Source organism: Paenibacillus puerhi, from assembly GCF_009846885.1.
Lineage (GTDB): Bacteria > Bacillota > Bacilli > Paenibacillales > NBRC-103111 > Paenibacillus_G > Paenibacillus_G puerhi.
The window spans coordinates 39,929-66,306 of sequence record NZ_WUWM01000020.1; the positions used below are offsets into that span (position 1 = coordinate 39,929).

The 26,378-nt window shown below is 57.4% G+C and carries 18 protein-coding genes; 1 reads left to right on the forward strand and 17 read right to left on the reverse strand.

Annotation, left to right across the window (positions count from 1 at the left end):
* Positions 1-107: 107 nt before the first annotated feature.
* The 15 genes from GSF01_RS18195 to GSF01_RS18265 all read right to left on the reverse strand — a co-directional run bounded on the left by GSF01_RS18195 (position 108) and on the right by GSF01_RS18265 (position 23,225).
* Positions 108-1,070, reverse strand: coding sequence for an acetylxylan esterase (locus tag GSF01_RS18195; RefSeq protein ID WP_159886537.1), 963 nt, complete (start codon positions 1,068-1,070; stop codon positions 108-110).
* Positions 1,071-1,309: 239 nt separating this feature from the next.
* The gene (locus GSF01_RS18200; protein ID WP_159886539.1) at positions 1,310-4,507 is read right to left on the reverse strand and encodes an alpha-mannosidase; all 3,198 of its coding nucleotides are present in this window, start codon (positions 4,505-4,507) and stop codon (positions 1,310-1,312) included.
* 139 nt (positions 4,508-4,646) lie between these two features.
* Positions 4,647-5,684: a LacI family DNA-binding transcriptional regulator gene (locus tag GSF01_RS18205; protein WP_159886541.1), complete on the reverse strand. Its 1,038-nt coding sequence runs from the start codon at positions 5,682-5,684 to the stop codon at positions 4,647-4,649.
* Positions 5,685-5,813: 129 nt separating this feature from the next.
* Entirely contained in the window at positions 5,814-6,953 is a 1,140-nt protein-coding gene (locus GSF01_RS18210) for a sensor histidine kinase (RefSeq protein ID WP_159886543.1), read from the reverse strand.
* Entirely contained in the window at positions 6,950-7,555 is a 606-nt protein-coding gene (locus tag GSF01_RS18215) for a chemotaxis protein CheB (RefSeq protein ID WP_159886545.1), read from the reverse strand. Before GSF01_RS18215 ends, GSF01_RS18210 begins: the two co-directional genes overlap by 4 nt.
* A 42-nt stretch (positions 7,556-7,597) precedes the next feature.
* Positions 7,598-8,425: a CheR family methyltransferase gene (locus GSF01_RS18220; protein WP_159886700.1), complete on the reverse strand. Its 828-nt coding sequence runs from the start codon at positions 8,423-8,425 to the stop codon at positions 7,598-7,600.
* Entirely contained in the window at positions 8,425-12,639 is a 4,215-nt protein-coding gene (locus tag GSF01_RS18225) for a response regulator (RefSeq protein WP_235941587.1), read from the reverse strand. The genes GSF01_RS18220 and GSF01_RS18225 overlap by 1 nt, the downstream gene beginning before the upstream one ends.
* A 190-nt stretch (positions 12,640-12,829) precedes the next feature.
* Positions 12,830-14,413: a SagB family peptide dehydrogenase gene (locus GSF01_RS18230; RefSeq protein ID WP_159886547.1), complete on the reverse strand. Its 1,584-nt coding sequence runs from the start codon at positions 14,411-14,413 to the stop codon at positions 12,830-12,832.
* Positions 14,414-14,450: 37 nt separating this feature from the next.
* The gene (locus GSF01_RS18235; RefSeq protein ID WP_159886549.1) at positions 14,451-16,400 is read right to left on the reverse strand and encodes a TOMM precursor leader peptide-binding protein; all 1,950 of its coding nucleotides are present in this window, start codon (positions 16,398-16,400) and stop codon (positions 14,451-14,453) included.
* Positions 16,397-18,358: a putative thiazole-containing bacteriocin maturation protein gene (locus tag GSF01_RS18240; RefSeq protein ID WP_159886551.1), complete on the reverse strand. Its 1,962-nt coding sequence runs from the start codon at positions 18,356-18,358 to the stop codon at positions 16,397-16,399. Before GSF01_RS18240 ends, GSF01_RS18235 begins: the two co-directional genes overlap by 4 nt.
* Before the next feature lie 240 nt (positions 18,359-18,598).
* Entirely contained in the window at positions 18,599-18,859 is a 261-nt protein-coding gene (locus GSF01_RS30420) for a heterocycloanthracin/sonorensin family bacteriocin (protein ID WP_159886553.1), read from the reverse strand.
* Between the two features lie 285 nt (positions 18,860-19,144).
* Positions 19,145-19,993: an AraC family transcriptional regulator gene (locus GSF01_RS18250; RefSeq protein ID WP_159886555.1), complete on the reverse strand. Its 849-nt coding sequence runs from the start codon at positions 19,991-19,993 to the stop codon at positions 19,145-19,147.
* Between the two features lie 91 nt (positions 19,994-20,084).
* The gene (locus GSF01_RS18255; RefSeq protein WP_159886557.1) at positions 20,085-20,933 is read right to left on the reverse strand and encodes a sugar phosphate isomerase/epimerase family protein; all 849 of its coding nucleotides are present in this window, start codon (positions 20,931-20,933) and stop codon (positions 20,085-20,087) included.
* 5 nt (positions 20,934-20,938) lie between these two features.
* On the reverse strand, positions 20,939-22,045 hold the full coding sequence (locus tag GSF01_RS18260) for a Gfo/Idh/MocA family protein (RefSeq protein WP_159886559.1): 1,107 nt from the start codon (positions 22,043-22,045) through the stop codon (positions 20,939-20,941).
* 16 nt (positions 22,046-22,061) lie between these two features.
* Positions 22,062-23,225 (reverse strand): Gfo/Idh/MocA family protein, encoded by a 1,164-nt coding sequence (locus tag GSF01_RS18265; RefSeq protein ID WP_159886561.1) that lies wholly within the window; start codon positions 23,223-23,225, stop codon positions 22,062-22,064.
* 233 nt (positions 23,226-23,458) lie between these two features.
* Here GSF01_RS18265 and GSF01_RS18270 point away from each other — a divergent pair, with 233 nt between their 5' ends.
* Positions 23,459-23,608: a hypothetical protein gene (locus tag GSF01_RS18270; RefSeq protein ID WP_159886563.1), complete on the forward strand. Its 150-nt coding sequence runs from the start codon at positions 23,459-23,461 to the stop codon at positions 23,606-23,608.
* Between the two features lie 108 nt (positions 23,609-23,716).
* Here the strand turns inward: GSF01_RS18270 and GSF01_RS18275 are convergent, their stop codons facing one another.
* Positions 23,717-25,042: a TolC family protein gene (locus GSF01_RS18275; RefSeq protein WP_159886565.1), complete on the reverse strand. Its 1,326-nt coding sequence runs from the start codon at positions 25,040-25,042 to the stop codon at positions 23,717-23,719.
* Between the two features lie 46 nt (positions 25,043-25,088).
* Entirely contained in the window at positions 25,089-26,375 is a 1,287-nt protein-coding gene (locus tag GSF01_RS18280; RefSeq protein WP_159886567.1) for an ABC transporter permease, read from the reverse strand.
* Positions 26,376-26,378: the final 3 nt, after the last annotated feature.

A 26,378-nucleotide genomic window follows, 5' to 3' on the forward strand; every position in this document is an offset into this window, starting at 1 on the left:
TCGAAGCATCATTATGTAGGGTGTCTGCAGGGACTTGCGTGACTGTCTGGAACGTAAGCCCTCCACCCCATACTAACAAACTATAAAGAAGTAGACAAATGGCCCTCTTAAAGCTCGCTAAGGAATCGGATTATTTTATCGTGCATCCCCGGCAAGCCCTCGTGACCGAAGTCCGGGTAAATTTCAAGCTGCACAGGAGCTTTCATCTTATTGATCGCCGCGAACTGGGTGGATGGCGGGCAGATGGTGTCGATCAGCCCGACGCCGATCAGCACGTCCGCCTCGATGCGGGGCGCCAGATGCTGAATATCGATATAGCCCAGCCGCGTGAACAGCTCCTCCTCCCGAAGGTGCTGCGGATCGAAATGCCGGAAGAAGGTTTTCAGCTCCGCATACGCATCCTTGCACAGATCCATCTCCCACACGCGCTTGTAGTCGCTCAGAAACGGATAGACCGGCGCCGCCTTGCGGATGCGGGGCTCAAGCGCCGCGCAGGCAATAGCCAGCGCCCCGCCCTGCGACCAGCCGGTTGCGCCCACACGAGCTTCGTCCACCTCGGGGAAGCTCATCACGATCCGCGCGAGCTGGGCCGTATCCAGGAAAACATGGCGGAACAGCAGCTGCTGAGGGTCATGGCCGTCCAGCCCGCGGATGATATGGCCGTGATGCGTATTGCCAGTTACACCGCCGGTATCCTCGGAGCGGCCGCCTTGCCCGCGTACGTCGAGCGAGGCGATCGAGAAGCCCAGGGCGGCGTACGCCAGCTTATCCGTCCAGTCCCCGCTGCTGCCGGTATAGCCGTGGAAGTGAAGCACAGCGGGATGCTGGCCTTGGGCATGCTTCGGTCTGACGTATTTGGCATGCACCCTCGCTCCTTTTACACCGGTGAAGTACAAGTGGAAGCATTCGGCAAATGGCACTTGAAACTCGGCAGGAACAAGCTCTACCTGAGGATCAACCTCCTTCATCTCCTCCAGCGCCTTTTCCCAGTACGCATCGAAATCGGCGGGCTTCGGATTTCGTCCTTCATAGGTTTTCAGTTTCTCCAGGGGCATGTCTACGATTGGCATCGTTCATCATCCTTTGCAGCATCGAATAGTGAGAAATCATCCTCTCTAACTTATACCAATTTTCCGCACGAGTAAATAAGATTACCTCATCCCGCGGCCAACGCAAAAAACCGTCCGCGACCGATCAAGTCAGATCGCCGGACGGCTCCTAAGCAGTTCGTCTTGCTTGGCTAGGCACGGTGATACAGGGGACAGGCCGCAAAGGCTCTAGCCCTTCCCCCTCGCTTCAACGTGACGTTCTACTGAACGAAAGTGACCAAGAACGTTTTTATTTCATAAGGCTTGACGGAGCCTTGGTATTCGCGCTGTGCCGTTGCTTCGCCCTCCGGCTGCTCCAGCAGGTCGCATTCCTGCCAGGCGGCAACTTCATAATCACTGGTTATCGTGATTTTTCCCCGATTGCCTGCATATTCATGAAGCCTGAGCACGATGCTTTGGCCATCCTCCGCTTTTTTCACCGAGTCGACCATCACATGGGCTTCGCCCGATACGGTGAAGAGCGAGGCAGGGATCGTTTCGGCCGCCCCTTCCGACACGGACAAAGGCAGGTTCAAGGAAGAGGCCGCTTGCACGGTCCCGCCTTCCAGCCAGTCCCCGGCATGAGGGAACAACGCGTACGTAAACCGGTGCTCCCCCTGATCGGCCGTAGGGTCGGGCACCAGTGCCGACTTGATCAGCGTCAGCCGGAGCTGATTATCCTTGATATCATAGCCGTATTTGCAATCGTTCAACAGACTGACGCCGTAGCTGCGCTCCGACAAGTCCGCCCATTGATGGCCGACGCTTTCGAAGCGCGCATAATCCCAGCTCGTATTCCAGTGCGTAGGACGCTTCACATTGCCGAACTGGATGTCGTACGTCGCCTCGGTGGACCGGATATCGACAGGAAACGCAGCCTTCAACAGCTGCCGCTGCTCGTGCCAATCGACGAACGTTTCAAAATCAATCCGTCTGCTATGTGCATAAAGGACCATTTTCTGCCGAACCGTCGAATCCATGTAGCTCCAGTGGAAGTCCACTACCGCGCGCAGCGAACCGTTCTCCGTCAGGCGAACTTCGACGAGATCGTCGATCGTACGCATTTTCTCTTGATAGAACAGGTCAATATCCCAGGCCTCGTGCCGGCTCTTCGGCTTGTCTTCGAACACCTGAAGCACATTCCCCTTCTGGCCGGGCGCCAGCACCTCCCGGTCCTCCTCTTTGTCATAGATACGGACCAGATGGCCCGAAGCATCCCATTCGATCACATAATAAGGAGATTCGATCCGTCCCGGCTCCATGGCAAAAGGAAGCTCAGACTGCCCTGCAAGCGCCTGTTCCCCGCCAGGTGCAAATGTCACCATCGCATGCCCGAGCGACGGCACCAACGGCACCCGCACCAGCCAGCTTTGGTCTGTCTCCGACCGCTGCGCTTCCAGCTCCTCACCGCTGCCGCCTATCCAGCGGCCTGTCTGTATCTCGCCATCCGAAGGTATGGCGACCAGCTCCGAGCGCTCCCAGGACGAGCTGTTCCAGACGGTGTAGCTCCGGCTTTCCGGAGCCTGCGCAGCTCCCCCGCCGGATTGTTCGCCGAGTCCGCGGCCCGCTCCTGTCAGCTCGCGCGCAGCACGCTCCCATGCCTGACGCGCGATCCGCTCGGCCGCGGCATACTCCTCCCGGCTGTCCTCATACACTTCCCGGATCGAGGAGCCCGGGATAATATCATGGAATTGATTGCGGAGTATGATTTTCCATCCCTCGTACAGGTCATCCTGCGGATACTGCTCCCAGCCTGCCGCGAGCGCCTGGCGAACCGCCATCCACTCGGTTTCCTTGTACAACAGCTCAAGCTTCCGGTTCATACGTTTGTTATAAGCTTGGCTGGTATAAGTTCCCCGGTGGAGCTCCAGATACAGCTCGCCATCCCAGGTATGGACGTACTGGTCGGTTGCTTCCACGGTCTCGACCAGCTCGTCGAAATAGGCATCCGCCCGTCCGGTCGTAACCTGCGGAATTCCAGGCAGCTCGGCTAGCCGCCTTCTCATCTCCAGCATTTCGCGGTTGACGCCTCCGCCTCCGTCGCCGTAGCCATAGGCGAGCAGCAGCTTGCGGTTGATCGCTTTGTCCCGGTAAGCGTCCCATATGCCTTGGATCGTTTCCGGCGTTATCGCGCCGTTATACGTATAATAGAATGTTCCTTCCGAGCCTCCCGGGTCTGGCGTCGTGATGAAATGGGTCAAAATATCCGTCCCGTCGATCCCCCTCCATTGGAAGGTATCATGCGGCATCCGGTTATATTGATTCCAGCTGATCTTCGTCGTCATGAATGCCTTGATCCCGCTTTTTCGCAAGATTTGCGGCAATGCCCAGCTGTAGCCAAATACATCCGGGAGCCACAAATACCGGCAGGCGACGCCGAATTCCTTCTGGAAAAACCGGATCCCGTACAACAGCTGCCGCACCAGCGATTCGCCGCTCGTCAGATTGCAGTCGGCCTCCAGCCACATGGCTCCGCCTGCTTCCCACCGTCCTTCGGCTATACGCTCCTTGATCGTCTCATAGAGCTCGGGGTAGTCGGATTTGATATATTCATACAGCTGCGGCTGCGTTTGCAGGAACACATACTCCGGGAATTGCTCCATCAGTCTAAGCACCGTCGAGAACGAACGCGCGGCTTTCTCCCGCGTATGCTTCAACCGCCACAGCCACGCTACATCGATATGCGTATGGCCGACGCACTGGACAGTCACGGCATGATGCTTCGGCAGCTTCGCCAGACCCTCCCTGACAACCTGCTGCGCCCGGTATACGGTAGCGTAGAAGGCTTCCGAACCCGGCCTAGACCAGTCCACCTGAAGAAAGCCGCGATCCAGCACCGCCAGCAGCTCATGGCGCTCCGACGTGTTTTCGCCCAGCAGCTCGACTGCGTCCAGCGCGGCCCTGGCCGTGTAGTACAGGTCGTCGGCCGCTTCGTCCAGCCAGCACAGCTCCGCTCTATGGATATGATGCTCCATCACAGCCTGGCTGTCATAGCCCCCGAGTCCCGACCATAGACGGAACGTCAGCTCTAGCTCCCGTCCGGCGGCATCCTCGGGAAGAAACACCTCCTGATGGTTAGAGTCCACGCCTTGATAAGGTCTGCCGTCCACGAACAACAGCGATTCGAAGCCGCTGTTGCCTCCGCCTCCCGTACTGCCGAAGTCGAAGCGGCCAACTATTTTCTTGCCCTGCCAGTGCGGCGGCACGGCGAGCCGCGCCGTCAACCAGACATAGCGGTCCTTGCCCGACCAGCGGTCGCCCTGCTTCGCTTCCGCGGCGTCGCCAAGATCGGGAGGATAAGCTCCGACTAATCCGTCCTCATCGTCAAGCCACCGGCAGGCCAAGGCCGTTGCCTCCCGGTACCGATATGGCTCCAGCATGCGGATGCGATCCGTTAATTTCTCTACAGTCCAGTGCATAGTCCCATTCCTCTTCTCCTATGAAATACCCGGTATCGGGTGAAACACCTTATCAATCATTAGATAACACGTTATATCAATAGTTGCGAGTCGCCCTTTGCTCGGCCCGCAGCCAGCAGCCAGCGGCCGGACGCAGGGTTCAGTCCTGCCGTCCGTTTACCAAAGGCGTGCTCTCCCGGGGCGCCAGCACGGCAGGCATCCAAATCTTCGAAGCTGCCCGAGGCTGCTTCCCCTCTATCAGATCGAGCAAGCGATGAGCCCCTGCTTTTCCCATTTCGACATACGGCATCTCTACAGCGGACAAAGCAGGGACCATATACTCATTCGCCCTCATGGTATTATCCGCAGCCATCACATAGAGATCTCTTCCTATGCTCAGCTCCAGGCGCCGCGCCGACTGATAGATCAGGAAGCCGCCCTGCGACCAGTTGGTCAGCAGCGCCGACGGGAGCGGAAGGCTGCGAATTCGTTCATCCCACCATGACGGGTCGATTTCGCCGTCCCTCTGCTGCCAGATGACAGGGTCCAAGCCCTTCAGCTGCATCCACTCTACATAGCCGCTGCGGCGATTGCGATCTCCCCAGTTAGGCGCATACTCGGGACCGTTATACATCTCGACATAAATAGGCGGAAGTCCGGTCTGGGCGTATAAATAGTCAAGCGCCAGATGAATGCTGGCTCCATAGTCGAGCAGCACCGACTGCACCTCTTCCCTATCGGGATAGCCCTCGATTGACATATACGGAATGCCCGCTTCCTTCACCATCGCTATCCATTCCTCGTCCTCATAGCCGGTTACATCCTTCGTGAGAAGACCGTCTATTCGACGCTGGTTGAACAGCTTAATCAGCGCTTGCTTGCTCTCCTGCCGGTTATGTCCGTAGAGCAGCAAATGGTAGTCCCTCTCCGTACAGGCCCGCTGGACGCCTTGAAGCACCTGCAGAAAAAACGGATTATCCAAATTGCCATAAGCCGCTATGCACTTGCTCTTGCCTGTCCGCATGCTGCGCGCCTGAGCATCTACGCTGTAGCTCAACTCCTCTATAGCCTTCAAGACTTCCCTGCGCTTCTCTTCGCTGACGCGGATACCGGGCGTGCCGTTAATGACGGCAGAGACCACCCCTCGGGAAACGCCTGCGCGCTTGGCCACATCATGACTGGTAACGCGCTTGGTCATATCCTCACCTCAGGTCTATGATAACACGTGTCAAAGCAAGAAACAACTGCCCCACCGTACTCTTGCGATACAAGGGGCAACCGGACTCGGAGCGGGCGGAATGCTAGGCTTACGCGAAGACGAAGACCTCTATGCTCCCGCCGCTTCTTGAGCCACCGGAAATGCAAGCTTGAATCTCGTTCCGACTCCCGGCTCGCTGGTTACGTCGATAGATCCCTGATGCTGCTGGACAATTTGTCTGACCGTTGCGAGGCCAAGCCCCGCTCCCTCGAAGCCCTGGGCGTTGCTCAGTCGCGTGAAGGGGTTGAAAATAACCGACAGCTCCTTCTCTTCCATCCCGATGCCGTTATCCTCTACGTAGAAGCAGCAGACATCGGGACTTGCAAGTCTTATCGTACCGATCAGGATGCGGGGAGGACGGCGCTTATCGTGATATTTGATCGAATTCGCGAGCAGGTTCTGGAACAGCTGGTACATCTGCGTCCGGTCTGCCTCCAGTCGGGGCAGCTCGTCAAGCCGTTCGACCGTTCCTCCCGTCTGCTCCAGCCTGCTGCTTAGATCGGATACGACGTCATGCAGCACTTCATTCAGATCGACGAGCCCGTATACGGTCGACAGGGCATTCACCTGAGCGAAGGACAGCAGGTCGGTGATAAGCCGGTCCATCCGCTGGGCGGAGGCCGCAATCTGCTCGATCGAAGCCCTCCCCCGCTCGCCCAGCCCGTCCGCATACTTCAGCAGCAGCAGCTCGCTGAGCCCGGTAATGACATGAAGCGGATTCTTCAGATCATGAGATACGACCTGAGCGAATTCCGTCAAGCTGCGGTTGCTGCGCTCCAGCTCGCTTTGGATCGATTCGAGCTCCTTCTTCTTCCTGTCAAGCTCCAGAAACACCTTCACCTTGCTTAGCAAAATATCGACGTCCACCGGCTTGAATAAATAATCGACAGCTCCCGACTCGTAGCCCTTGAACACGCTCTTATCCTCCGTGTTAATCGCCGTTACGAATATAATCGGTATACGCTGCGTAGCCTCATGGCTGCGGAGCAACTCGGCCAGCTCGAAGCCATCCATCTCCGGCATGTTCACATCCAGCAGAATCAGCGCAAAGTCATGACGGAGGGTCAGCGATAAAGCTTCGTTGCCCGAATAAGCCGTATGCACCTCGCAAGGCAGCGTTCTCAGAATCTTCTCCATCGCAAACAAATTTTCTTTGCGGTCGTCGACGACCAAAATTTTGGATGGCCGCCTGTCCAGCGCATGGTTCATGTGGACTCTCCTTTCTCTTGCCTGCCTCCAAGCAGCCGGTCTCCCAGTTCACTTAGCAGACGGCCGATATCCTCCAAGTCAAGGATATAGTCGGGGTCGGCGGCACGGATCGCCGCAAGCGGCATCGTACTATATTCGGCCGTCTGGGGATTCTGCACGATCGTGAGACCGCCGGACTGCTTGATCCGACTAAGGCCTTGACTGCCGTCGCCGTTGGCTCCCGTCAGCACGATCCCGATGCAGTTTCCTTCATACACATAAGCCGCGCTTTCGAACAGAACGTCGATAGATGGCCGTGAATGCAGCACAGGCGGATCGACCGACAAGCTTATGCTCCGGTCTTCCTCCACCAGCATATGGTAGCCCGAAGGGGCCAGATAAGCGCAGCCGGGATATATATATTCCTTATCATCGGCCTCCTTCACTCGGATGGATGCCTGACTGTCCAGATGCCCGGCGAGGAAGCCCTCGCTGCCTTCCTTCATATGCTGCACAATCAGGAGGGGCAGCGGGAAGCGGGGCGATAGTGCGGATAGCAAGATGCCAAGCGCCTTCAGTCCGCCTGCGGAAACCCCGATGACTACTGCTTCGTACCCTTCCATGGCAGGTTCCGCCTCCCGTCTTTCTTGAGAGTAAAGCTTGAATCACGTTAAGGGCTTGCGGAAAATGCGCCAGCGTGCCGACACATTCTCGTATGTCCCTCGCAGCGAAGAGAATTCCATCGATTCTTTGCTTCCCAGACAGAGGAATCCCCGGTGCACCAAGCTTTCATCGAACAAACGAAACACCTGGTTCTGCAGCTGCCTGTCGAAGTAGATCAGCACATTGCGGCAAACAATCATATTCATATCGCCAAACGTTTGGTCGGTCACGAGATTATGAGCCGTAAATACGATATTGCGCTTCAAGTCCTCGTTCATTTTAGCCATCTGATACTTGGCGTAATAATAATCGGAGAAGGATGCCTTGCCTCCGCTGTTATTGTAGTTCACGGTGAACTTGCGGATCGCGTCCAGCGGGTAGATGCCTTCTTCGGCAGTCTTCAGAGACTGCTGGTTCATATCCGTCGCGTAGATCTGAACGCGGTCATAGAAGCCCTCTTCCTGCAGCACAATCGCCATGGAGTACACTTCCTCACCCGTAGCGCAGCCCGCATGCCAGATCTTCACGAAGGGATATGTCTTGAGCACCGGTATGACCTTCGTCCGAAGCTCCAGGAAAAAGTCCGGATCCCGGAACATCTCGGTTACCGTAACCGACATACTCGACAGCAGCTCGCCCACAAACCGCTCATCATGAAGAATCAGCGGGATCAGCTCCGACAGATGGGCGACGCCCGCCTTTTGCCGGATATAGTGAAGCCTTCTTAGCAAGGAGGATCGGGCGTATTGACGAAAATCGAAGCCGTATCCCCGGTAGATCGCCTCCAGCAGCAGCTCCGTCTCGAGCTTCTCCGTTTCCTTAGGGACCATCATGATTCAAAGAGCCATACACGGATTAAAGATAATAGCTTATCGGTATCCACCGGCTTCGTCATATAGTCGTTGGCTCCTCCTTCGATACATTTTTCGCGGTCGCCGGCCATCGCCTTCGCGGTCAATGCGATGATAGGCAGATTTTGGTAGCGGGGGTTGCCGCGGATGAGGCGCATCGCCTCATAACCGTCCATAATCGGCATCATAATATCCATAATGACCAGCTCGATGCCGGGCTCGCTCTCCAGCTTCTCCAGCGCCAGCTTGCCGTTGTCGGCCATCACGACGTCCAGCCCATGCTGGCGGAGCACCTTGGACAGCGCGAAGGTATTGCGCAGATCGTCATCGACGAGCAGCACCTTGCGCCCCTTCAGGCTTTCGTCGGAATCGAGCGCCATGCGGAGCATCAGCCGCTGTTCCTCAGGCAGGGTCTTCTGCACGCTGTGCAGAAACAACGACACCTCGTCGAGCAGCCGCTCGGGAGAGTTCGCCCCTTTGATGACGATGCTGTCGGTAAAACGGTTCAGCTCCTTGTATTCATCCTGGGTCAGCTCTTGGCCGGTGTTGATAATCATCGGCGGCGTCGATATCCGCGGATCGTCGACGAGGCGCTCCAGCAGCTCCTGGCCATTCATATCGGGAAGCTTCAAGTCCAGAATCACACAGTCGTATGCATGCTGCCGGATGAGCTCGATGCCTTCCTCCCCCGTATACGCGCTATGAATCTCCACCTTCTTATGCTTCAGCAGCTCGTAGATCGCCTTCTGATTGCCGGGGTCGTCTTCAATTATCAGCACCTGCTTGATCCGTTCATTCAGCACATGCTCGATCCGCTCGAACACGGCGTCGATATCCGCGCTGCCTATCGGCTTGGCGAGAAACCCGACGGCCCCCTTGGTCAAGGAAGCTTTGCCTGCGTCCTTGCCCGAGATGATATGCACCGGGATATGCCGGGTATTGCTGTCTCGCTTCAAGTGGTCCAGCACCTTCAGACCGTCCATATCCGGCAGCCCCAGATCGAGCAGCACGGCGCTCGGCACGTATCGCTTGGCGAGCTGCAGCCCGCTGAACCCGTCTCCCGCCACCAGGCAGCGAAAGCCCTTCTTGCGGGATAAGCCCAGCAGCACTTTGGCGAAGCTCGGATCGTCCTCGATGATCAGAATCGACTTCTCCGCGCTGGCTGCCGCCAGCTCCTCCCGATCGTCGGGGATAAATTCCCGGATCGGATAGACCGCCGCTTCCGTTGCCCGCTCTGACTCGCCCGGCACGGCGGCGCTTGATGCAATCTGCGGCGCTGCGGCGAACACGTCCGGGACTTCCCCTCCGAGCCTGGCATTCCCCAAGACAGCTCCTGCTGAGCTTGTCGATTCTGTGGGTGGTGCCGGTGCCGCAAGCACATCCGCCGTCTGCACAGCCGGAGAGAGAGGCAGACAGAGCGTGAAGATGCTGCCTGCGCCTTCCTCGCTTTCCAAGTACAGCCTGCCGCCGAGCAGCTTGGTCAGCTCACGCGATATGGTGAGACCGAGTCCCGTGCCTCCATACTTCCGGCTCGTAGAGCCGTCGGCCTGCTGGAAAGCCTCGAAGATCGCCTGCTGCTTGCGGAACGGGATGCCAATGCCCGTATCTTTTACCGAAAAGGCAATCAGCTCTTTCGTGGCCGCATCGCCTGCGCCGTCCCCCCGCTCCTTGACAGGGCGATATATGCGAACCGAAACCGAGCCGTGATGAGTAAACTTGAACGCATTGGACAACAGGTTTTTCAAAATTTGCTCAGCGCGCTGCCCATCGGTTACGAGCGTCTCGGGCACGTCATCCTCCACTATAAACTCCAGCCACAGGCCCTTGTCCCTGGCCACCGGCAGGAACTGATACTGCAGATCTCTTACCAGCTTGTCCATCCGGACAGGCTCCATAACAATATCCAGCTTGCCTGCTTCCACCTTGGACAAATCCAGGATGTCATTGATCAAAGTAAGCAAGTCCAGCCCACCGCTGTAGATCACCTTGGCCGATTCGATCTGATCCTCGGTCAAGTTGTTTTCGTCATTGGCCGCGAGCGACTTCGCCAGAATCAGCAAGCTGTTGAGCGGCGTCCGAAGCTCGTGCGACATGTTGGCAAGAAATTCGGACTTATACCGGCTTGTTACCTCAAGCTCGGAAGCTTTCGCCTCCAGCTCCCGCTGGGAATGCTGAATGAGGGCATTCTGCTTCTCGATATCCGCCTTCTGCAGCTGAAGGTAATTCGTCTTCTCCTCCAGCTCCTCATTGATGGTCTGCAGCTCCTCGCTTTGAATCCTCAGCTTTTCCTCCGACTGCTTAAGCATGCGAGTTTGCTCTTCCAGTTCCTCGTTAGCCGTTCGCAGCTCCTCCTGCTGGGTTTGCAGCTCTTCCGCCAGCTGCTGCGACTCGTGGAGCAGCTCTTCCGTACGCAGTCTGCCGATGATGCTTTGAATCATGACGCCGAGTGACCCCGACAGCTGCTCCAGCAGATCCTCCTCCACGCCGGTGAAGGAGCGGAAGGCCGCCAGCTCGATGACGGCAATCGTCTCCTCTTCGAACAGCACGGGCAGCACGATCACCGTCAGCGGCTTGCCGGACCCCAGTCCCGAGCCGATCTCCACATAGTCGTCGGGCACGCCGCTCAGCCGGATCGTCTTACCCTCCAAGGCCGCTTGACCGACAAGCCCCTCTCCCGGCTCGATCCGGTTGGACAAATTTTTCCGTTCACGGAAGGCATAGCTTCCGTACATGACATAGACCGGCTTTGACGAGTCAGGGGTCTCCCGGATATAGAACACGCCCTGCCCCGCTCCCACCAGCGTACAAATTTCCGATATGAACAGACTGGCCAGCTTCTCCAGGCTTTCCATCCCCTGCGACAGCCCCGTCAGGCGGGCAAGCTGGGTTTTCAGCCAGAACTGACGTTCATTCTCCATTCTTGCTTCCTTCAGGGAGGCAAGCATGTCGCGCAAAGCCATGCTGATCACATCGCGTTCGGACTTCGGGGTAATCACCTGGTCATAGTCGCCCTTCGTTATGCGCTCCGCCTGATAGATCACATTGTGCAGGCTTTCGATCAGCTCCTTGAAGGCTTGGCTCAGCTCCCCGATCTCGTCTCTCGACGAGATCTGGATGGGCACTCCGACCTTCCCGTCCATGATGTGGCCGATCGACTCCCTCAGATCTCGGATGGGCCGCAGCAGCTGACGGGCAATCAACAGACTGACGAGCAGCGTCAACAAGAGCAGGGCGATATTGGAGACGGCCACGGCGATCATTTCCTTGCGGGACGCATCCTGGATAGACCCCATGAGCGCGAGAAGCCGCTCGGACAGATCGGTCTCCGTCTTTCTCATCAGATCGATGCGTTCCGAAGACACATCAAACCAGTCTTGCGGATCGAGATTGATTTCTTGACCCGCTCCGATTGTCTGCACAATCTGCCTCGTCTGCTCCACCTCCGCCATGGCCCGGCTGGAGGTAACGGATCTGTGCATCGCCAGCGCCTCCGGATCGGCGAACGTTTCAAATATTTGCGCGTAGACCTGCTGTTCATTGACAACCGCCCCGAGTCTCCGGAAATCGCCGACCTCCATCCGGTTCAGCGACAGCTTCTCGAAGATAAGGGTACGCTCCTGGCTTGCGCCGTATTTGCTTCTTGAGTAGTTCAGCAAGGCGGACAGCATATGCGATATCCGGGCGTCGCTGCTCAGCGTCTTCAAATTTTCATTGGCCAGATACGACTGCGATAGCGTCTCCCGGTAGTACTGGACCGTCTCCGACTCGTTCGACAGCCCGGCCTCGAGCTGCCGGCGGACATCAGCCAGCCTATCCAGCCGTCCGGCCAGCTTCTCAAACTCGCCCCAGATCGCTTTGTCTATCCCACGTGGATTGAACTGCACATACAGCTTGCGGAATGCCCCCACGGCTCGGTCGGTTTCCCTCTGCTGGCGCGTCATCTCCGATACTTCCGCTTCCGTCCGGATGCCATACATCGTCGAAACCAGACTGCGCTCGATCTGGAATTCATGGGCCATCTGGTTCGTAGCGACCGCGATTTTGGTCAATTCCTCAAGCTGGCTCACGCTATCCAGATGCCGGACCTCATTTATAATGGAAGAAAAGGAAAAATAAAAAACGCCCATCAACGGAAGCGCAATCATTAATAGCAGCTTATGGATCAATTTCAGATTTCTTAGCCATTCCATCATCGTATCTTTCCTCGCTTTGTCTGCTTGGATTCGCGCGGGCTTCCCCGCTCTTGGCGGCTGTACCGGTCTTCCATGATATTCTCCGGTTACATCCCGAAATCCTGCTTCTACAGCACAAACTAAGCGTGGCGGCGAACGGGCGGCGCATCTGAATCAGGGCAGCAGGGCACAGAACACCGGAGGCGCCTGTTCAGCCATGCAGCCCCCCCTGCAGCCGCGGGCAAGGGCGATGGGGTCCAACTGGAATTTGGATCAGACTGGTTAAGCCTTGCGAAGTCATCCGGTAAAGCTCATCGCTCAAGCCGACATCGAAGCCGAGGAGCGGGTGTCCTCCCATCCCGATAGCCGCCGCTGCGAGCAGCAAGCGCTGCACCAGCATCCCCGCTTCCATCTGTTGGATACGGTAGCCTCTGAACCCCAGGGCGGCTTTGAGATGATCCTGATCCCCAGCCACATGAAAGCATAGCGGAACCTGGAAAAGGTTCACGTTGTCCAAGGACATTCCCTGCTGCAGCAAGAACCGGTGATCGCCATCCCTTACCCGTTGCAGAGCATGAGCTTCGCTGTCATACCGGTAAGCACCGTCCGGGATGCCTTCAACCTGATACAAGCAGACGTAGAGGAAAACCCGGGGTACAGGGCTTTCAGCCGTTTCATCCAAATCATTGCGGTAGCTGCAGGACGCTGTCGCCTCCTGCAGGAGCAGGGCCAGCTGCTCCTGGGTCACCTTACCCCTAACAAAATCTGCGTCCGGCGAAAACCGTTGTCGGCAGACGGACGCCAGATCGAACGCCAGCCGCTTCACTCCGGGAAGAGCTATCGTCTGGTCCTCGCCGTGAGCGATCCTCGCTCCCCTAATGGGCTGCAGCGGTCGAAGCGTCTCGTCTAGAGAAGCTTCGTGCATCTGGAGGAGCAGCGGGAATTCCTTCACCCTTCGGGACCGGACGTAGTGATCATGCTGAACCGGGGGCAGCTCCCCGCGTAACCCCTCAGCCGAGTCTCGGCCTGCTTCGTTGTCAACATGGGCAAACCAAGTCATAGCAGGGTTCACGGATAGCGGAATCACGGCATACACGCTCTCCTCTTGCTCGGACACTCCGAGAAGCTCATTCAAGGCCCGGTCCAGGAACCGGACATACACACCCGGCTCGAAGCCGAATCGTTTGGACACTTCCAGGAGCTGTCCGATCAGCGCCCCCGCATCCAGCCCTTGCAGACGATACGAAAAATAATGGTATTTAAAAAAGTTTTTCCAGAAGAAAGTCGTTACGAAAACCGCGCCGAAGCATGCCGATACGTCACAGCGATTGCCAAGCGCCCGAGCTATATAGGAATCAAAATCGCCTTCGCGAAGCAGCACCAGACGGTGATGCGCCACATCATAGTGGTATACCCCGGCAGGCAGATCGGCCAGCTTCAGATACACATAAACTTCGTTCGGATATAAAGCTCCGCCGGAGGGAACGAATCGGCGGTACGACTGTAAAACCGTCATGCCGGGCACGATCGTCGTCACAGGAACGGACTGGGACCACTGGGTGAGCCCGTATACGTACCAGAGAAAATGACCCATTGCGCGAAGGTCGGGCTGCCGCTTCGCATGCCCTTCCATACCTTCAAGCGTGAGCGGTACTTCGGCAGCTAACGGAATGACAGACAAACCGCGATATAGCTTATACGCAAGCGGTCCATCCTCCCAATCCACCTCCAGCCCCGGCGGCTTGGTCTTGTCAATATCATGGTGCAGATCGTGCAGAAATGCGTCCAGACTCATGCTTCTTCCTCCTGACAGAAACCGAGATGCAGATCTCTTAGGGAAACGGATGCGGATACGGATTGAGAAGCTCCGGTGTTAACGGCTGCTTCACATATCCAAGCTCTGCCGGTACCCTGCATACCCGCTCCAATCCCGCTACACGGGTATACGAGTGTCCGAATGTCATCGGCAGCATCCCCGGGATCAACACTTTGACGGCATGCAGACCGTTTCGCTTCATTTCCGGTGAAGATAGATCCACCGCCACGACATCGAGGCTCAATCGGCGTAACGCGGCAAGCATATCCTTCAGGTCATCCGTCAGATCGGCGTGAACTCCCTCCGGCCTCCGCTTGAACTCCTCTTCCACCCCTCGGGCCGGACGAAGCTCATCCAGCAAGAAGCTCAGTCGCTCCTCCGCTTCCGGCAAGGCGTACAGCTGCGCGTGGTCCTCCATCTCCTGCACGAGGGAGGAATCATGCAGCATTCGGATATAGGTGTCCCGAGTCTCTTCGAATTTCGTTTTCAGATTCAGGATCATGCCGGCCAGCTCGTGAACGGCCCCCTTCATCGCGCGGACCGGGTCGGGGTGGGCGCCGGCTGCACAGATGAGATTCACTCCCTGCCGCTTGTTGTTTTTCGCTATGGCCCAGACACTTGGAATCCCGTGCTCCATCGTGGAGTTATAGAGATACACCTCAAATCCCGCCACGGCCCTCATGCGATCGAGCATCAAGCTCAATTCCTTATCTTGCGCGGAGTAAGGGTCAAGGCGCGGGAGGGGCAGCTGCGCATACCAGGTCATCAGAAAAGAGTCCCGCTCCACCACCTCCAGGACGCCGTAAAAGATCGCCTCCTCCAAGGTTCCTCCCAGCGCGCATCCGTTGGATGATTCGGATACGAACCTGTGCCCGCAGCCCATGCCGTAGTAGGCGAGCTGCTCCGGAACCAGGATCGGTCGCTCCTGAAGAAAGGAATAGCCCCATACCCAAGGAAGGGGTTGCTCCGGATCAAATGGAACGAACGGAAACCCGGGCTGCTCATACTGCTCCCGCGTATGCAGCCCTACCTTAACCGGATCGAGCGCTTGCTCCTCCAGCTCGCGGAAGCTGCCATAGACTGCCGTTCGTTTGCTGCGGGGCACGAGCCCGCAGTGCCGCTCCAATCCTTCCAGGATAGCGGTCAGCTCGCTCATCGCATAGGCATGGCTGCGTCCTGCCGTTCCCACGTCCTCCGACAGCAGCGGCAGATTGACGCTCACATCGGCAAACGGCGATTCCAGATCCGTCATTTTCCCGTTCAGGAAGCCGGTCCGCTCATCCAGATAATCCCGGGTCAGAACGGGCTTGAGCTCCTCCATCGAGCGGGACCGATAGCTGTCCGGACCGGTCTTCGGACTGGGCTGAAGCCATATGGCAGCCGCTGCCGATGAATCGTCAGGCAAGCGGCTGCAAGCCGGACACTGCGGATCGGGGAGAAAGAAATGAAGCTTATTGGCCAGCGTCCGGAGGTTGATCAGAAACAAATGCCCGGGCGGCAGAACGGGCCTGCCTTGCAAAAACCCCCGAGCCTCTGCCGTCAGCAGGCGAACTGTGTGCATAAGCCCCGTAAGCGATGCCCACGCATCGTCCGGCTTGCGCTCTAGCTCCATCAGCCGCCGCTGAAGCTGCTGCATCTCCCTGCGGTCGCGTCCCGCCATAAGTCGCCGCATGTCGGCGCACAGGGAGCATCCCTGGGTTCCCGGACGAACCAACGGCCCGATCACGCCCTCGCCAAACGATACGAATCCGCGAAGCCAAGGAATACCCGCCGGCTGCAGCAGCTCTTCCGCCCTTTGGTGGACCCGTGGCTGCCAACCATCGTGCAGCACAAGCGCCAGGTCCGCTCTCTTCGGCAGTCCGGACGCGAGATCGGTCTGTCGGATGACATCGAATTGAACGGAGAGCTCCTCGTCTACGTAGTCCGCCAGCGCCCCCTCCCCGACGATCAGTATGCGAGCGCTCATCGGATTGCCTCCTCTCGCAGCAGCACGCCATAAACCCCGGCAAGCCCTTCTTTCAGAAAAGGCGCGACATTCAGATCGAGAACCAAGAGCCGCTTGCCGTTCCGAGCCAAAACTTGCAGCGCGGACTTGAGCTCCTCGGGGCTTGGCGTCGTCTCGGCTGAAGGAATCGCAAGGCTGATCTGTGGATGATCCGCCACAGATACGGAAAAATCCCCCTTCACCTGCGACCCGAGAGAAGCCGGCGGGTTTTGGGCTTCCAACAAAGCGTGCTGGAGTGCATTCCGTAAAGCAAGAGTGGCATTCCTGCCTACGCCGCTATACCAACGGCCGCCCGTACCGATCCAAATAACGGGGAACCCGAGCACTTCCTCTCCCCAGCCCATTACAGGCTCTCCCTCCATGGTTGTCAAAGCCTTTAAATAAAACTGGCACCGCTGGTCTTCGATCTCAGAGAGCTGTACGTGCTGGACTTCAGGCTGCCGATGCGCGAGTCTTCTGTTCAGCACCTCCGCTAAGCAGCTTTGCAGCCCTCTGGCTATGCCCTCTGCAACCGTTTCCCCCGCGCCTACCCCGATAAATTCCTCCGGCTCGATCCGGCCGCCATCCGATTCTGCAGAGTCTAGAAGCTCAGCGGAGAGCTGACCCGCCATACGCGACACATACGCCTCTATCCCGGCGAATCCCGCTTCTCTCCTTGCTTCCACATGTGTCAGAGCGTTGCATAGCCTGCCTTGAAGCAGTCTCGCGGGACCTTCCGACAACGGATCGACGGCCTGTACGCGGCACTGCGAAAGCGGCAGTTGGATGAAGTCGCCTTCCTCCCACTGATGGAAAATTCCCGTTACCTCCGACGTCAGCCCGCTGAAAAAGGAGAGCAGCGCGTTCTCGCTGTTGTCCGCTTTCACCTCGAGCTGCTGCTCGAAGCCGGGGAGCCATTTCGCCGCAGCATGGCCGCTCACAAGCGGATGGGGCACGAAGGAGTGCCACCTTCCTTCCAGCGTTTCCAGATTAAGCAGGTACACCTGATGGTCAGGCTCCCCATCCTTCACGCCTGTGATCTTCTTGAATAATTCGAACACAATCACATTCGCTAGCATCGCCCCCGCTGTAGAGGAATAGGTGTGCATCTGCGGGTCTTTGCAGATCGCCGCTTCATGAATGCTGCGCCAAGCCGATTCCCAGCATCCCTCCTGGTCCGGTTGCACGATCGGACCCGCAAGCCCCGCCTGATGCAGACATACAGCGGGAATAAACGCCTTCCTCTCTGTTCTGCAAGCTGCATGGAGAGCCCGCAGGGTCCCAAGATCGCCTTCCTGCGACACATACAGCACCGAATCATACGCCCTTACGGCCTTCGTCCAGTCGATGCCCTCTTCTCCCGGCAAGGAAACCTCCTCCACGACCGCCTCGGGGTCGGATTGACGGGCATGGGCTGCCAGCTCCTGCATCCGTTGCCGATCTGTCGGGCCCGGACCTGAGACGAGCACGTGAATCTTGGGCAAACCCGAGACAAGCAGCGAAGAAATAAGCGAGTTCAATAAGGGGCCGGAGCCGACCGCCAAAACCTGACTCTGCCGATAGGATTGAAACCGAGAGGCGCCCGACTCTCCGAAGCAATCGAGAAATTGAATTTGGGAAGCAAACTGTCTGACAATCGGTTCCGGCAATTGATGGGGAGCGTCTTGGCTTACATCCCGAGCAAACCCATTACGATACAGCATTTCGCCAATTTTGTAGACCTGGTTCCGATAAAGGTCGGGCAGTCCGTCCGTTATTTCGTCCAGCCTGTACTCTCCGTTGAAGATGGGTACGAGCTGTTCAATCCACTGGTCGATCGACTCGCCCTCCATGCGGAACGAGCTTTTGTTGTTTCGGAAATATACGCTGCCGGCCGGATCAGGCACAAAGAATGTGTCCCTGTTTACCTTTAGCCGCATCGAAGAATTCAATTGGGCCATGCCAATCCCTCCTCCATGTCGCTTAATGGTGATCGTCCCTATCTCTGCACTAGTCATCTTATGTATCGCTCTTTGTCCCTCATGTCTTCTTCCCGCTAAGTCCTGTCTCCAAGGTCGTAACCTACCTGGATACAAGCAAGAAAGCCCCTCGTGAGCCAGGGGCTTTCCTCTTCCGATCCTATGCCGCCTAGAAGCGGGAAAACATCAGGCGCAGCTGATGCCAGACCGGCAACAACAAGCTCAATGTCCTCCGCCTCGGTGGCAGCCCTGACAACGCTGACAGTTGAAACAACGTTGGCAGCTGAAGCAGCGCTGGCAGCTGAAGCAATTAAAACAGTTAACGCAATTAAAACAGCTGACGCAGTTAACGCAGTTAACGCAGTTGAAGCAATTGACGCATAACCGGGCGTCTCGCTGGCCCTGTTCGTTCCAAGGCGTCACCTGGCTCGCATTGAAATCCGAAACACTCAGTTTTTTCAGGTCATTTTTGAAATCATTCATGTACGTTCAACCTCCGTATTGTCCATAGTTGAGTTGCCAGTACTCTGCGTTGGCAAGAAGAACCTTGGGCATCCGCCAATTTATTCAAGTTCCCCATGTCAACATATGACCATAGCTCCGCTCTTGTTACTCCTGCAAGTGCCTATTCTCCATACAGGAGATCTCTTATCGTCAGGCCCGCATGTCAAAAAGGAGCTCAGCCGTTAGAACACGGCCAAGCTCCTCTATTCGTATTGCTGATGGATATTGGGGAAATCGCCCATTTCCCGTGAATGGGGCTCCAGCTCAAGTAGCGGTAATGGCCCGCTTGTAGCTTTCGGGCGTCTGCCCGACCTGCTGTTTGAACACGCGGCTAAAGTGGGCCAGATGCTTGAAGCCTACCTTGAAGCATACCTCCGTGACGGGCACCTTCGGATCCAGCAAAAACTCGATCCTAGCCTGATTGATCCTCCGCTGGTAGATGAAGTCAAAGATGGTCACCCCCGTGACCTCCTTGAACAGCTTGGACACATAATACTTGCTCAGGTGCAGATCCTGCTGAAGCTGCTCCAGACGCAAATCTTCCGTGAAGTGCTCCTCCAGGTACGAGATGATCTGCTGGGCGGTCTTCTCCTTCTCCACCGGCTGATCGCTTCGGTCCTGCATCGGCTGAAGACAGTGCGCGTAGATGAGGCAAAGCAGATCGGCAAAGGCCAGCCGGCAGCGGTAAGCTCCGACGGCATCTCCTCGCTTGTTAAAATCGTTCATCCTGCGAAGGATATCCTCTGCCTCGTCACGGTCAGCGCCAGCCAGCCGAAGCCGGTAGTTGCCCAGCTCCTGGAAGGGCTGGAAGATCGGTAGTTGCGGATAAGCCGGTAGAAGCGGCTGCAGCGCCCCCGGTTCGAAATGTACCGTAGATCGGATATAAGGCACGGCCGGGTCGATCTTGGCGCAGTGCAGCGTCATCCCGTTCATCAGGATCAAATCTCCGGGGGCCAGCACATAGATCCGGTCGCCGATGAGATAGTTGCACACACCGCTGTGAAAATAATAAACCTCGTAATGCGAATGCGAATGAAATGTAGGCTTGAGCGGCGCATCCGCTTTGTACGTATAGGCAAAGATCATATCCCGCTCAGCAGTCCTGGCACGCATAGGAACCTCCGAAGCATTCGGCATTTCCCCCAGCATACCATGAGACGGAGCGGCGATACAATCCATCCGTGCCTTGGTTGAAGCTCCGGTACTACAGCAGACGCCCAATGTAGTCCGCATAATGACGCAGCATGTCCTTGGAAGGAAGCTGCCCGCTGAAATCCTCGACGCCCAGATAGCCGTCATAGCCGACAGCCTTCAAGTCCTCGATCACCTGCGGCCAGGGCACGATGCCTTCGAATAACGGCTGCCAGCCGGCGCTCCAGACAGGGGAGCCGGACTCGACCGCTTCCGTTTGTCGCCAAACCGCATTCTTCACATGCACATGTGCCAGGTACGGGCCGAGCAGCTCCAGGCCGAACCGGTAATTCTCGTAGCCCTCGTAGACCATATTGCCCGGATCATAGAGCACTCCGATCACATCCGGATCGAAGTTCTCCACCAGCCGGTAAGTCCCGCTTGCACTGGAAGCAATCGTATTGTGATGCGTTTCGATCAGTCCCTTAACGCCATACTGCTTGCAGAGAAGGGCCGCCTCTTTAAGGTAGGCCAGCTCTTCCTCGAACAGCTCTCTCGCATGGCGGGTACGGTTATAAGCCGGGACGGCCAGACGGATATACGAAGCCCCAAGATGCTTCGCCGCGACAAGCACATTCTCGGTCGCCTCCAGATCGCCGACACTCAGATACGGCGTCACGCTAAGCGATACAAGGCCTTGCGCATCCGCTGCTGCCTTGAAGCGGTCCCACTCTCCTGCTCCGCCTCGCTCCGGCATGGAGCAAAGATTGTTACGCCAGTACGACGGCGCTTCGGAGGCAAGCTCCGCGGGAACATCCTTAAACCGCCATTCGATCCCGTGCAGACCGGCTTCCTTGGCGGCGACTGCCAGCTCCTCCGGCGTAAGATCCGGTGTGGATACGGTAAATACGGACAGCTTCATCCCGGTTACACTCCTTTCGGCTGCAGCTCAGCCGCATTCTGTATTTGCACCGCTTGCTGTTGAGCGACCAGACACAGCTCCGCCGCCTTGAACGCATGGGCTTGCGTCATGGCCAGCTCGGTCCGGTTGATGCAATCGAGTATCAGCTCGCCGAAGTAGGGGTAGCCCACTTGACCGGTGACATTCAGGTGATATTCCTTCTGACCGTCTACCAGATAGATGTGGTTCCCCGATTTCTCCCGGCCGACATCGATGTACTTCCGCAGCTCGATATAGCCCTTGGTCCCCTGAATGATCGTCCGGCCGTCTCCCCAGGTTCCGAGACCGTCCGGCGTCAGCCAGTCGACCCGGAAGTAGCCGGTAGCGCCATTGTTGCCGATCAGAGTGGCATCGCCAAAATCTTCAAGCTCGGGATAGGCCGGATTGTTGAAATTGCCTACCTTGCTGTGTACCACCCGGGCGTCCGTGTTGCCGGTGAAGTAAAGGAATTGCTCGATCTGATGGCTGCCGATATCGCACAAAATCCCGCCGTAGCGCTCCTTCTGGAAAAACCAGTCCGGACGGGACGGCGCATTCAGCCTGTGCGGCCCGAGACCTAGGACCTGAACGACGCTGCCGATCGCGCCGTCCTTGACCAGCTTGCCGGCATAGACTGCACTTTCTACGTGAAGCCGCTCACTGTAATAAACCGCGTACTTACGGCCAGTAGCCTTCGCGGTCTCGCGCGCTTCCGCCAGCTGCGCGAGCGTCGTGAACGGCGCTTTATCCGTAAAGTAGTCCTTGCCGTGCTTCATGACCTTGACCCCGAGGGGGCCGCGTTCGGATGGAACCGCTGCTGCCGCGACAAGCTGCACCTCGGCATCCTGCAAAATTTCTTCTACCGAGGAGGCTACTTTTGCTTCCGGGTATCTTGCCAGGAAACCTGCCACTTTAGCCGGATCCGGATCGTATACCCACTTCAGCTCCGCACCCGCCTCGATCAGACCGTTGCACATCCCGTAGATATGGCCGTGGTCCAGCGCGACTGCCGCGAAGATAAACTCTCCGGCCTTGACGACCGGGCTCGGCTTGCCCTCCGGCGCGTAATTCATCCCATTATTGACATCTACCATGGTTGATCCCTCCTTCTTAATGCGTGCCGCCAACCTCAAGCGTTCTGTACTCGCCTGCCTTCTTCTTCGTCTCCGAAGCGTCGATGCGCTCCTGCAGCTTGGCCAGGAACAAGTCCTCATCGATCGGCAGATTCACCCAATCGTCCATCCAGGTGGACAGCAGCATCGCATTGGAAATCATCAAGCCCTTGATGCCTTCTTCACCCGGTGCGAGCAGCGGAGTGCCGTTCGCGATGGCGCTTACCCAGTTGGCTGTAATCCCCTTGTGCTGCGGGCTGTCGCCTTTCGTCTGGATCGGGATTTTCCAGCATTCCGGCTGGCCGAAGCCGCCTTTGAAGGTACGGTTGAATTCCGACTCCGAAACGCGCAGACGGTGGAAGGTCATCGCCCCGTCTTCGATGACGATTTTGCCGCGGTCTCCGGTCACTTCGAACCGGTTCGTTCCCGGCGCTTCGCAGGTCGAGGTAACGAACACGCCCGTCGCACCGTTCTCGTACTCCGCATATGCCGTTACTTCATTCTCCACCTCGATCGAACGATGCTTGCCGAAGGAGCAGAACGCCCGGATGCGCGTAGGCATCATGCCGATCGTCCACTGCCACAGGTCGAGCTGGTGCGGGTCCTGGTTAATAAGCACGCCGCCGCCTTCTCCTGCCCATGTCGCGCGCCAGCCGCCCGAATCGTAATAGCTTTGAGAGCGGTACCAATCCGTAATAATCCAATTGGTGCGCCGCACCTCGCCCAGTTCCCCGGACTCGATCAGATCGCGCAGCTTGGCGTACAGCGGATTGGTCCGTTGGTTATACATGATGCCGAACACGCGCCCGGATTCCTTGGCAACTTCATTCATCTCGCGTACCTGCTTGGTGTAGACGCCGGCAGGCTTCTCGATCAGCACATGCAGTCCTTTGCGCAGCGCTTGAATCGCTTGTTCCGGATGGAAATAGTGGGGCGTATTGATCAGAACCGCATCCACCTCGCCCGAATCGAGCAGCGCCTCGTAGCTGCTGTACCGCTTGACTCCTTCTCCGAGATGCTCAGCCGCCCAAGCGAGCCGATCCTCTCTCATGTCGCAGACGGCCGTCAATTGACCGCTTGGCACCTCGTTGTTTTTTAAATACATCGCGTGACCCGTTCCCATATTGCCGAGACCGACTAATCCGATTCGTACATTCGTCATGGAGACACATTCCTTTCGGGATCGTCTTTATTAATGAAATTGTCAGCTTGTTGCCTTCCTTAATGGTAGCATGAAACCGATTTCGGCACTTCACTAGCGTTGCCCAATTGCCGTGACTTATTTAACTCTGGTTGCTGCCTGGCGATCAGCGCGATACCCGGCTATCTTCTCCTATCAGCCTCGAAAAGCAATGAAAACACAAGAATAAACCGGAAAAAGAAAGGATTTTGCCGTTGAAGCTGGCGAAGCCCGACCATCTGCCCGACCCGCGGCCTATCCGGTTGCCCTCCGGCACGATCAACAGCAAAGGCCAGCATGAGCCCTGGAAGCCGTTTACCCGAGACAATGTGGGCAGCGGAGTGCTGGACGCCAGAATAACCTGATCGCTTTGATCGTAACCAAGCCGTGAAGCGCCAAAGGGTCTGTCCCCCAAAAATCACATCCGTGACTTTTGGAGGACAGACCCTCTTGTACGAGCGCGTGGAGAATGATCAGGATATAAATCCTTTCTCCATCGCCTTTGCTTTCTCCAGCCGCGCGTAATAGGTCAGCTTGGCGGCCTCGAGCGCCAGCTCCTGACTCTGCACCTTCAAGTCGAATTTGTTCAGGTCATGCAGCGAAATAACGCCCGCCGTATAACGCAGCTTCATCTTCTCCCGATCTTCCTTCGCTTCGCTTGTCAGCCGCGACTCGGTCAGAACGCTCTGGTAGGCCTTCTCGGCTTCCGTGTAGGTCGCCTCGATCTTTTGAGTCAGCTCCAGCTGGGTTTGGTGATTTTGAGTACCGGCTATCCCCATGTTTACGCCTTGATAGCTCGCTCCGTAGGTGGATCCGGTCACGGTATGAGCTTGCTGCCAGGCGGATTCGTCCAGGTTATTGGCGCTCTTCTTCATGCCGTACGAGCCCTTGAGCAGCTCCTTCGTATCGGCCCGGACGACCGACGGGATCGGACCTGCCGACAGCTCGGCGATGTCTGCAAGCTTAAGCGACGGATTGAAGGCGATGCCGATGTCGAACGATAGCTGCACGAGTGCCAGCCGGTAATTCTGCGCCAGGACAGCCGTATCGTCCCGATGTTTGGCCAGCGCCTTGCCTGCCGTCCGTACATCCTCCAGGGAAGCCAATCCCTGTTCGTTCATCAGCTTGGCCCGCGCCTCTTCCTTCTTCAGCGTAGCCTCATAATCTTTCATGAAGGCAAGCTGCTTGTTCTGACCGAGAAGCTGCACATATTGGGCGATTGTCTGCAGGCGGATAGCTTCCCTGGCCTCCTGCTCCTGCAGCAGCGTATTGCGCTGATCCGTGTAGAGCTGGTGAGCGGCCGACTTCATCTGCTCCCGCTGCGAGGCGAGCAGTGCATTCATCCCGTCGGTCATGGCGCCCATCCCCTGAATAACCTGATTGACGGCCTTATTGGTGACCGTCGTCATAGGACCGATCCACAGATTATCCTCCGGATCGACAGCGACGCCTTGCGCTGCCATCCCTGCGAGAAGCTCCTGCGGCGTATCCGGCAGATGGACGCTGCCGACCGAGCCGCCATACATCGAGGAAGCCTGGGTTTCGAGGTCAAGCTGCTTCGTGTGCTGGGCCGCGTATTTCAGCTGCAGCAGCTGGATATTCGTCGAATCCTTCATAGCCCGCTTCAACACGCCTGGCAGGTCGATGGAATCGACACTCTCCAGCGTCACATCGCCCACATAGATGTTCTGAGTGGCGGAGGCCGCGTCTTCGGCCGCATGCGCCAGCGGCTGCATGACCGTTGTCAGCAAGGCAAGCGCCGTGCAGCAGCCCGCCACTTTCTTGAATACTCTGTTCATTCTTGTGCATCTCCTTCTATTCGCTGTCTTCTCATGATGTCGCGGACTAGGCCGAGAATCCGGCTGTACCTGAGGCCGGAGCTGTGGCTGTACCTGACGGCACGACCGTCTGCGCGGCTTCGTCAGTACCTCCTGGTCGCGGCCCCGCGCCCCCTTCAGTCGCTGCCTTCCCGGCTTCCTTGCGGAAAACGACGAAGCGGGTCAGCAGCATGGCCGCGAAGTAGGTGACGAGACCCATCATACCGAGCGCCAGGCAATCCTGTACGATTGCGGAATAATCCAACCCCTTCACAAATACCGACCGTACGCCGTCCAGCAAATAGGTCAAGGGCAGCAGCTGGCCTACTGTCTGCAGCGCCCGAGGCATCGCCTCGAACGGCCAGGTAAATCCCGACAGCAGAAAGGACGGCACGGCGATCAGCATCGCAATCTGCGTAGCGCCGAGCTGGTTGCCGGAAAACAGGCTGATCAAATATCCGATTCCGCAGACGGCAAAGGTAAAGCAGAGAACAAGAGCCAGCCCCGCCAGCAGGCTGCCGGACAACGGCGCCTGGAAGACATAGCTTGCCACCAGCAGCGCAATCGCTGTGTTGAAAACATTGATGAGAAAGTAGGGGACCGTCTTCGCATAGGCGATCTTCCACGGGTCCCTCCGCCAGGCGGCAAAGCGCGGCCACGTTCCTGCATCCTTCTCGCGTGTAACCGTCAGCGAAATGCCTAGAAACAACACCTGTTGAAGGATCGCTCCCAGCAGCCCGTACAGCATGAAGTCGCTATAGTTAAATGCCGGATTGTACAATACCCGATACCGGAATGGGATCGGCGAAAGCACATTCGCCACCTGCTCGTCCTGCAGCCCCTGCTGGAGCTGCAGCTTCTTGGCGGACAAGCCCATGCTGAAGGTGGTAATGACTTCATTGGCCCCCTTCGTAGCCGAGTTCGAATACAGCATGTTGCTTCCGTCCACCCACGTCAGCAGCGGCAGCGTATGGCCCTGCTTCAGACTGGCCTCGAACCGGCTAGGGATGAAGACCCCCACCTTCGCCTGGCCCGATGCGATCGCCTGCTCGACCTCCTGCTCGGAACGGGCCTCCATCGTCACGTGGAACGCTTCGCTTTCCTCGAAGGCCTGCACGATCTGGCGGCTCAGCGGGCTTTGATCCTCATCCATCACGATCGTGGTCATCTCGGTTACCTTATGATTGGTGTACAGCGCGCCGAACAGGAGCAGGTACATCACCGGAACGACAAACAGGATCAAGAAGAGCCGGCGGTCCCGAAAAATATGTCTCCACTCATCCGCGATAACACGGCCTATGCTAAGCTCAGACATGCT

Bases quoted from the DNA above. Each gene is read 5' to 3' on its own strand.
- GSF01_RS18230 (WP_159886547.1), bottom strand. From the start codon at position 14,413: ATGAGTCTGGACGCATTTCTGCACGATCTGCACCATGATATTGACAAG.
- GSF01_RS18210 (WP_159886543.1), bottom strand. From the start codon at position 6,953: ATGAACCATGCGCTGGACAGGCGGCCATCCAAAATTTTGGTCGTCGAC.
- GSF01_RS18250 (WP_159886555.1), bottom strand. From the start codon at position 19,993: ATGCGTGCCAGGACTGCTGAGCGGGATATGATCTTTGCCTATACGTAC.
- GSF01_RS18225 (WP_235941587.1), bottom strand. From the start codon at position 12,639: ATGATGGAATGGCTAAGAAATCTGAAATTGATCCATAAGCTGCTATTA.
- GSF01_RS18280 (WP_159886567.1), bottom strand. From the start codon at position 26,375: ATGTCTGAGCTTAGCATAGGCCGTGTTATCGCGGATGAGTGGAGACAT.
- GSF01_RS30420 (WP_159886553.1), bottom strand. From the start codon at position 18,859: ATGAATGATTTCAAAAATGACCTGAAAAAACTGAGTGTTTCGGATTTC.
- GSF01_RS18195 (WP_159886537.1), bottom strand. From the start codon at position 1,070: ATGCCAATCGTAGACATGCCCCTGGAGAAACTGAAAACCTATGAAGGA.
- GSF01_RS18215 (WP_159886545.1), bottom strand. From the start codon at position 7,555: ATGGAAGGGTACGAAGCAGTAGTCATCGGGGTTTCCGCAGGCGGACTG.
- GSF01_RS18275 (WP_159886565.1), bottom strand. From the start codon at position 25,042: ATGAACAGAGTATTCAAGAAAGTGGCGGGCTGCTGCACGGCGCTTGCC.
- GSF01_RS18220 (WP_159886700.1), bottom strand. From the start codon at position 8,425: ATGGTCCCTAAGGAAACGGAGAAGCTCGAGACGGAGCTGCTGCTGGAG.
- GSF01_RS18200 (WP_159886539.1), bottom strand. From the start codon at position 4,507: ATGCACTGGACTGTAGAGAAATTAACGGATCGCATCCGCATGCTGGAG.
- GSF01_RS18205 (WP_159886541.1), bottom strand. From the start codon at position 5,684: ATGACCAAGCGCGTTACCAGTCATGATGTGGCCAAGCGCGCAGGCGTT.
- GSF01_RS18255 (WP_159886557.1), bottom strand. From the start codon at position 20,933: ATGAAGCTGTCCGTATTTACCGTATCCACACCGGATCTTACGCCGGAG.
- GSF01_RS18240 (WP_159886551.1), bottom strand. From the start codon at position 18,358: ATGGCCCAATTGAATTCTTCGATGCGGCTAAAGGTAAACAGGGACACA.
- GSF01_RS18260 (WP_159886559.1), bottom strand. From the start codon at position 22,045: ATGGTAGATGTCAATAATGGGATGAATTACGCGCCGGAGGGCAAGCCG.
- GSF01_RS18265 (WP_159886561.1), bottom strand. From the start codon at position 23,225: ATGACGAATGTACGAATCGGATTAGTCGGTCTCGGCAATATGGGAACG.
- GSF01_RS18235 (WP_159886549.1), bottom strand. From the start codon at position 16,400: ATGAGCGCTCGCATACTGATCGTCGGGGAGGGGGCGCTGGCGGACTAC.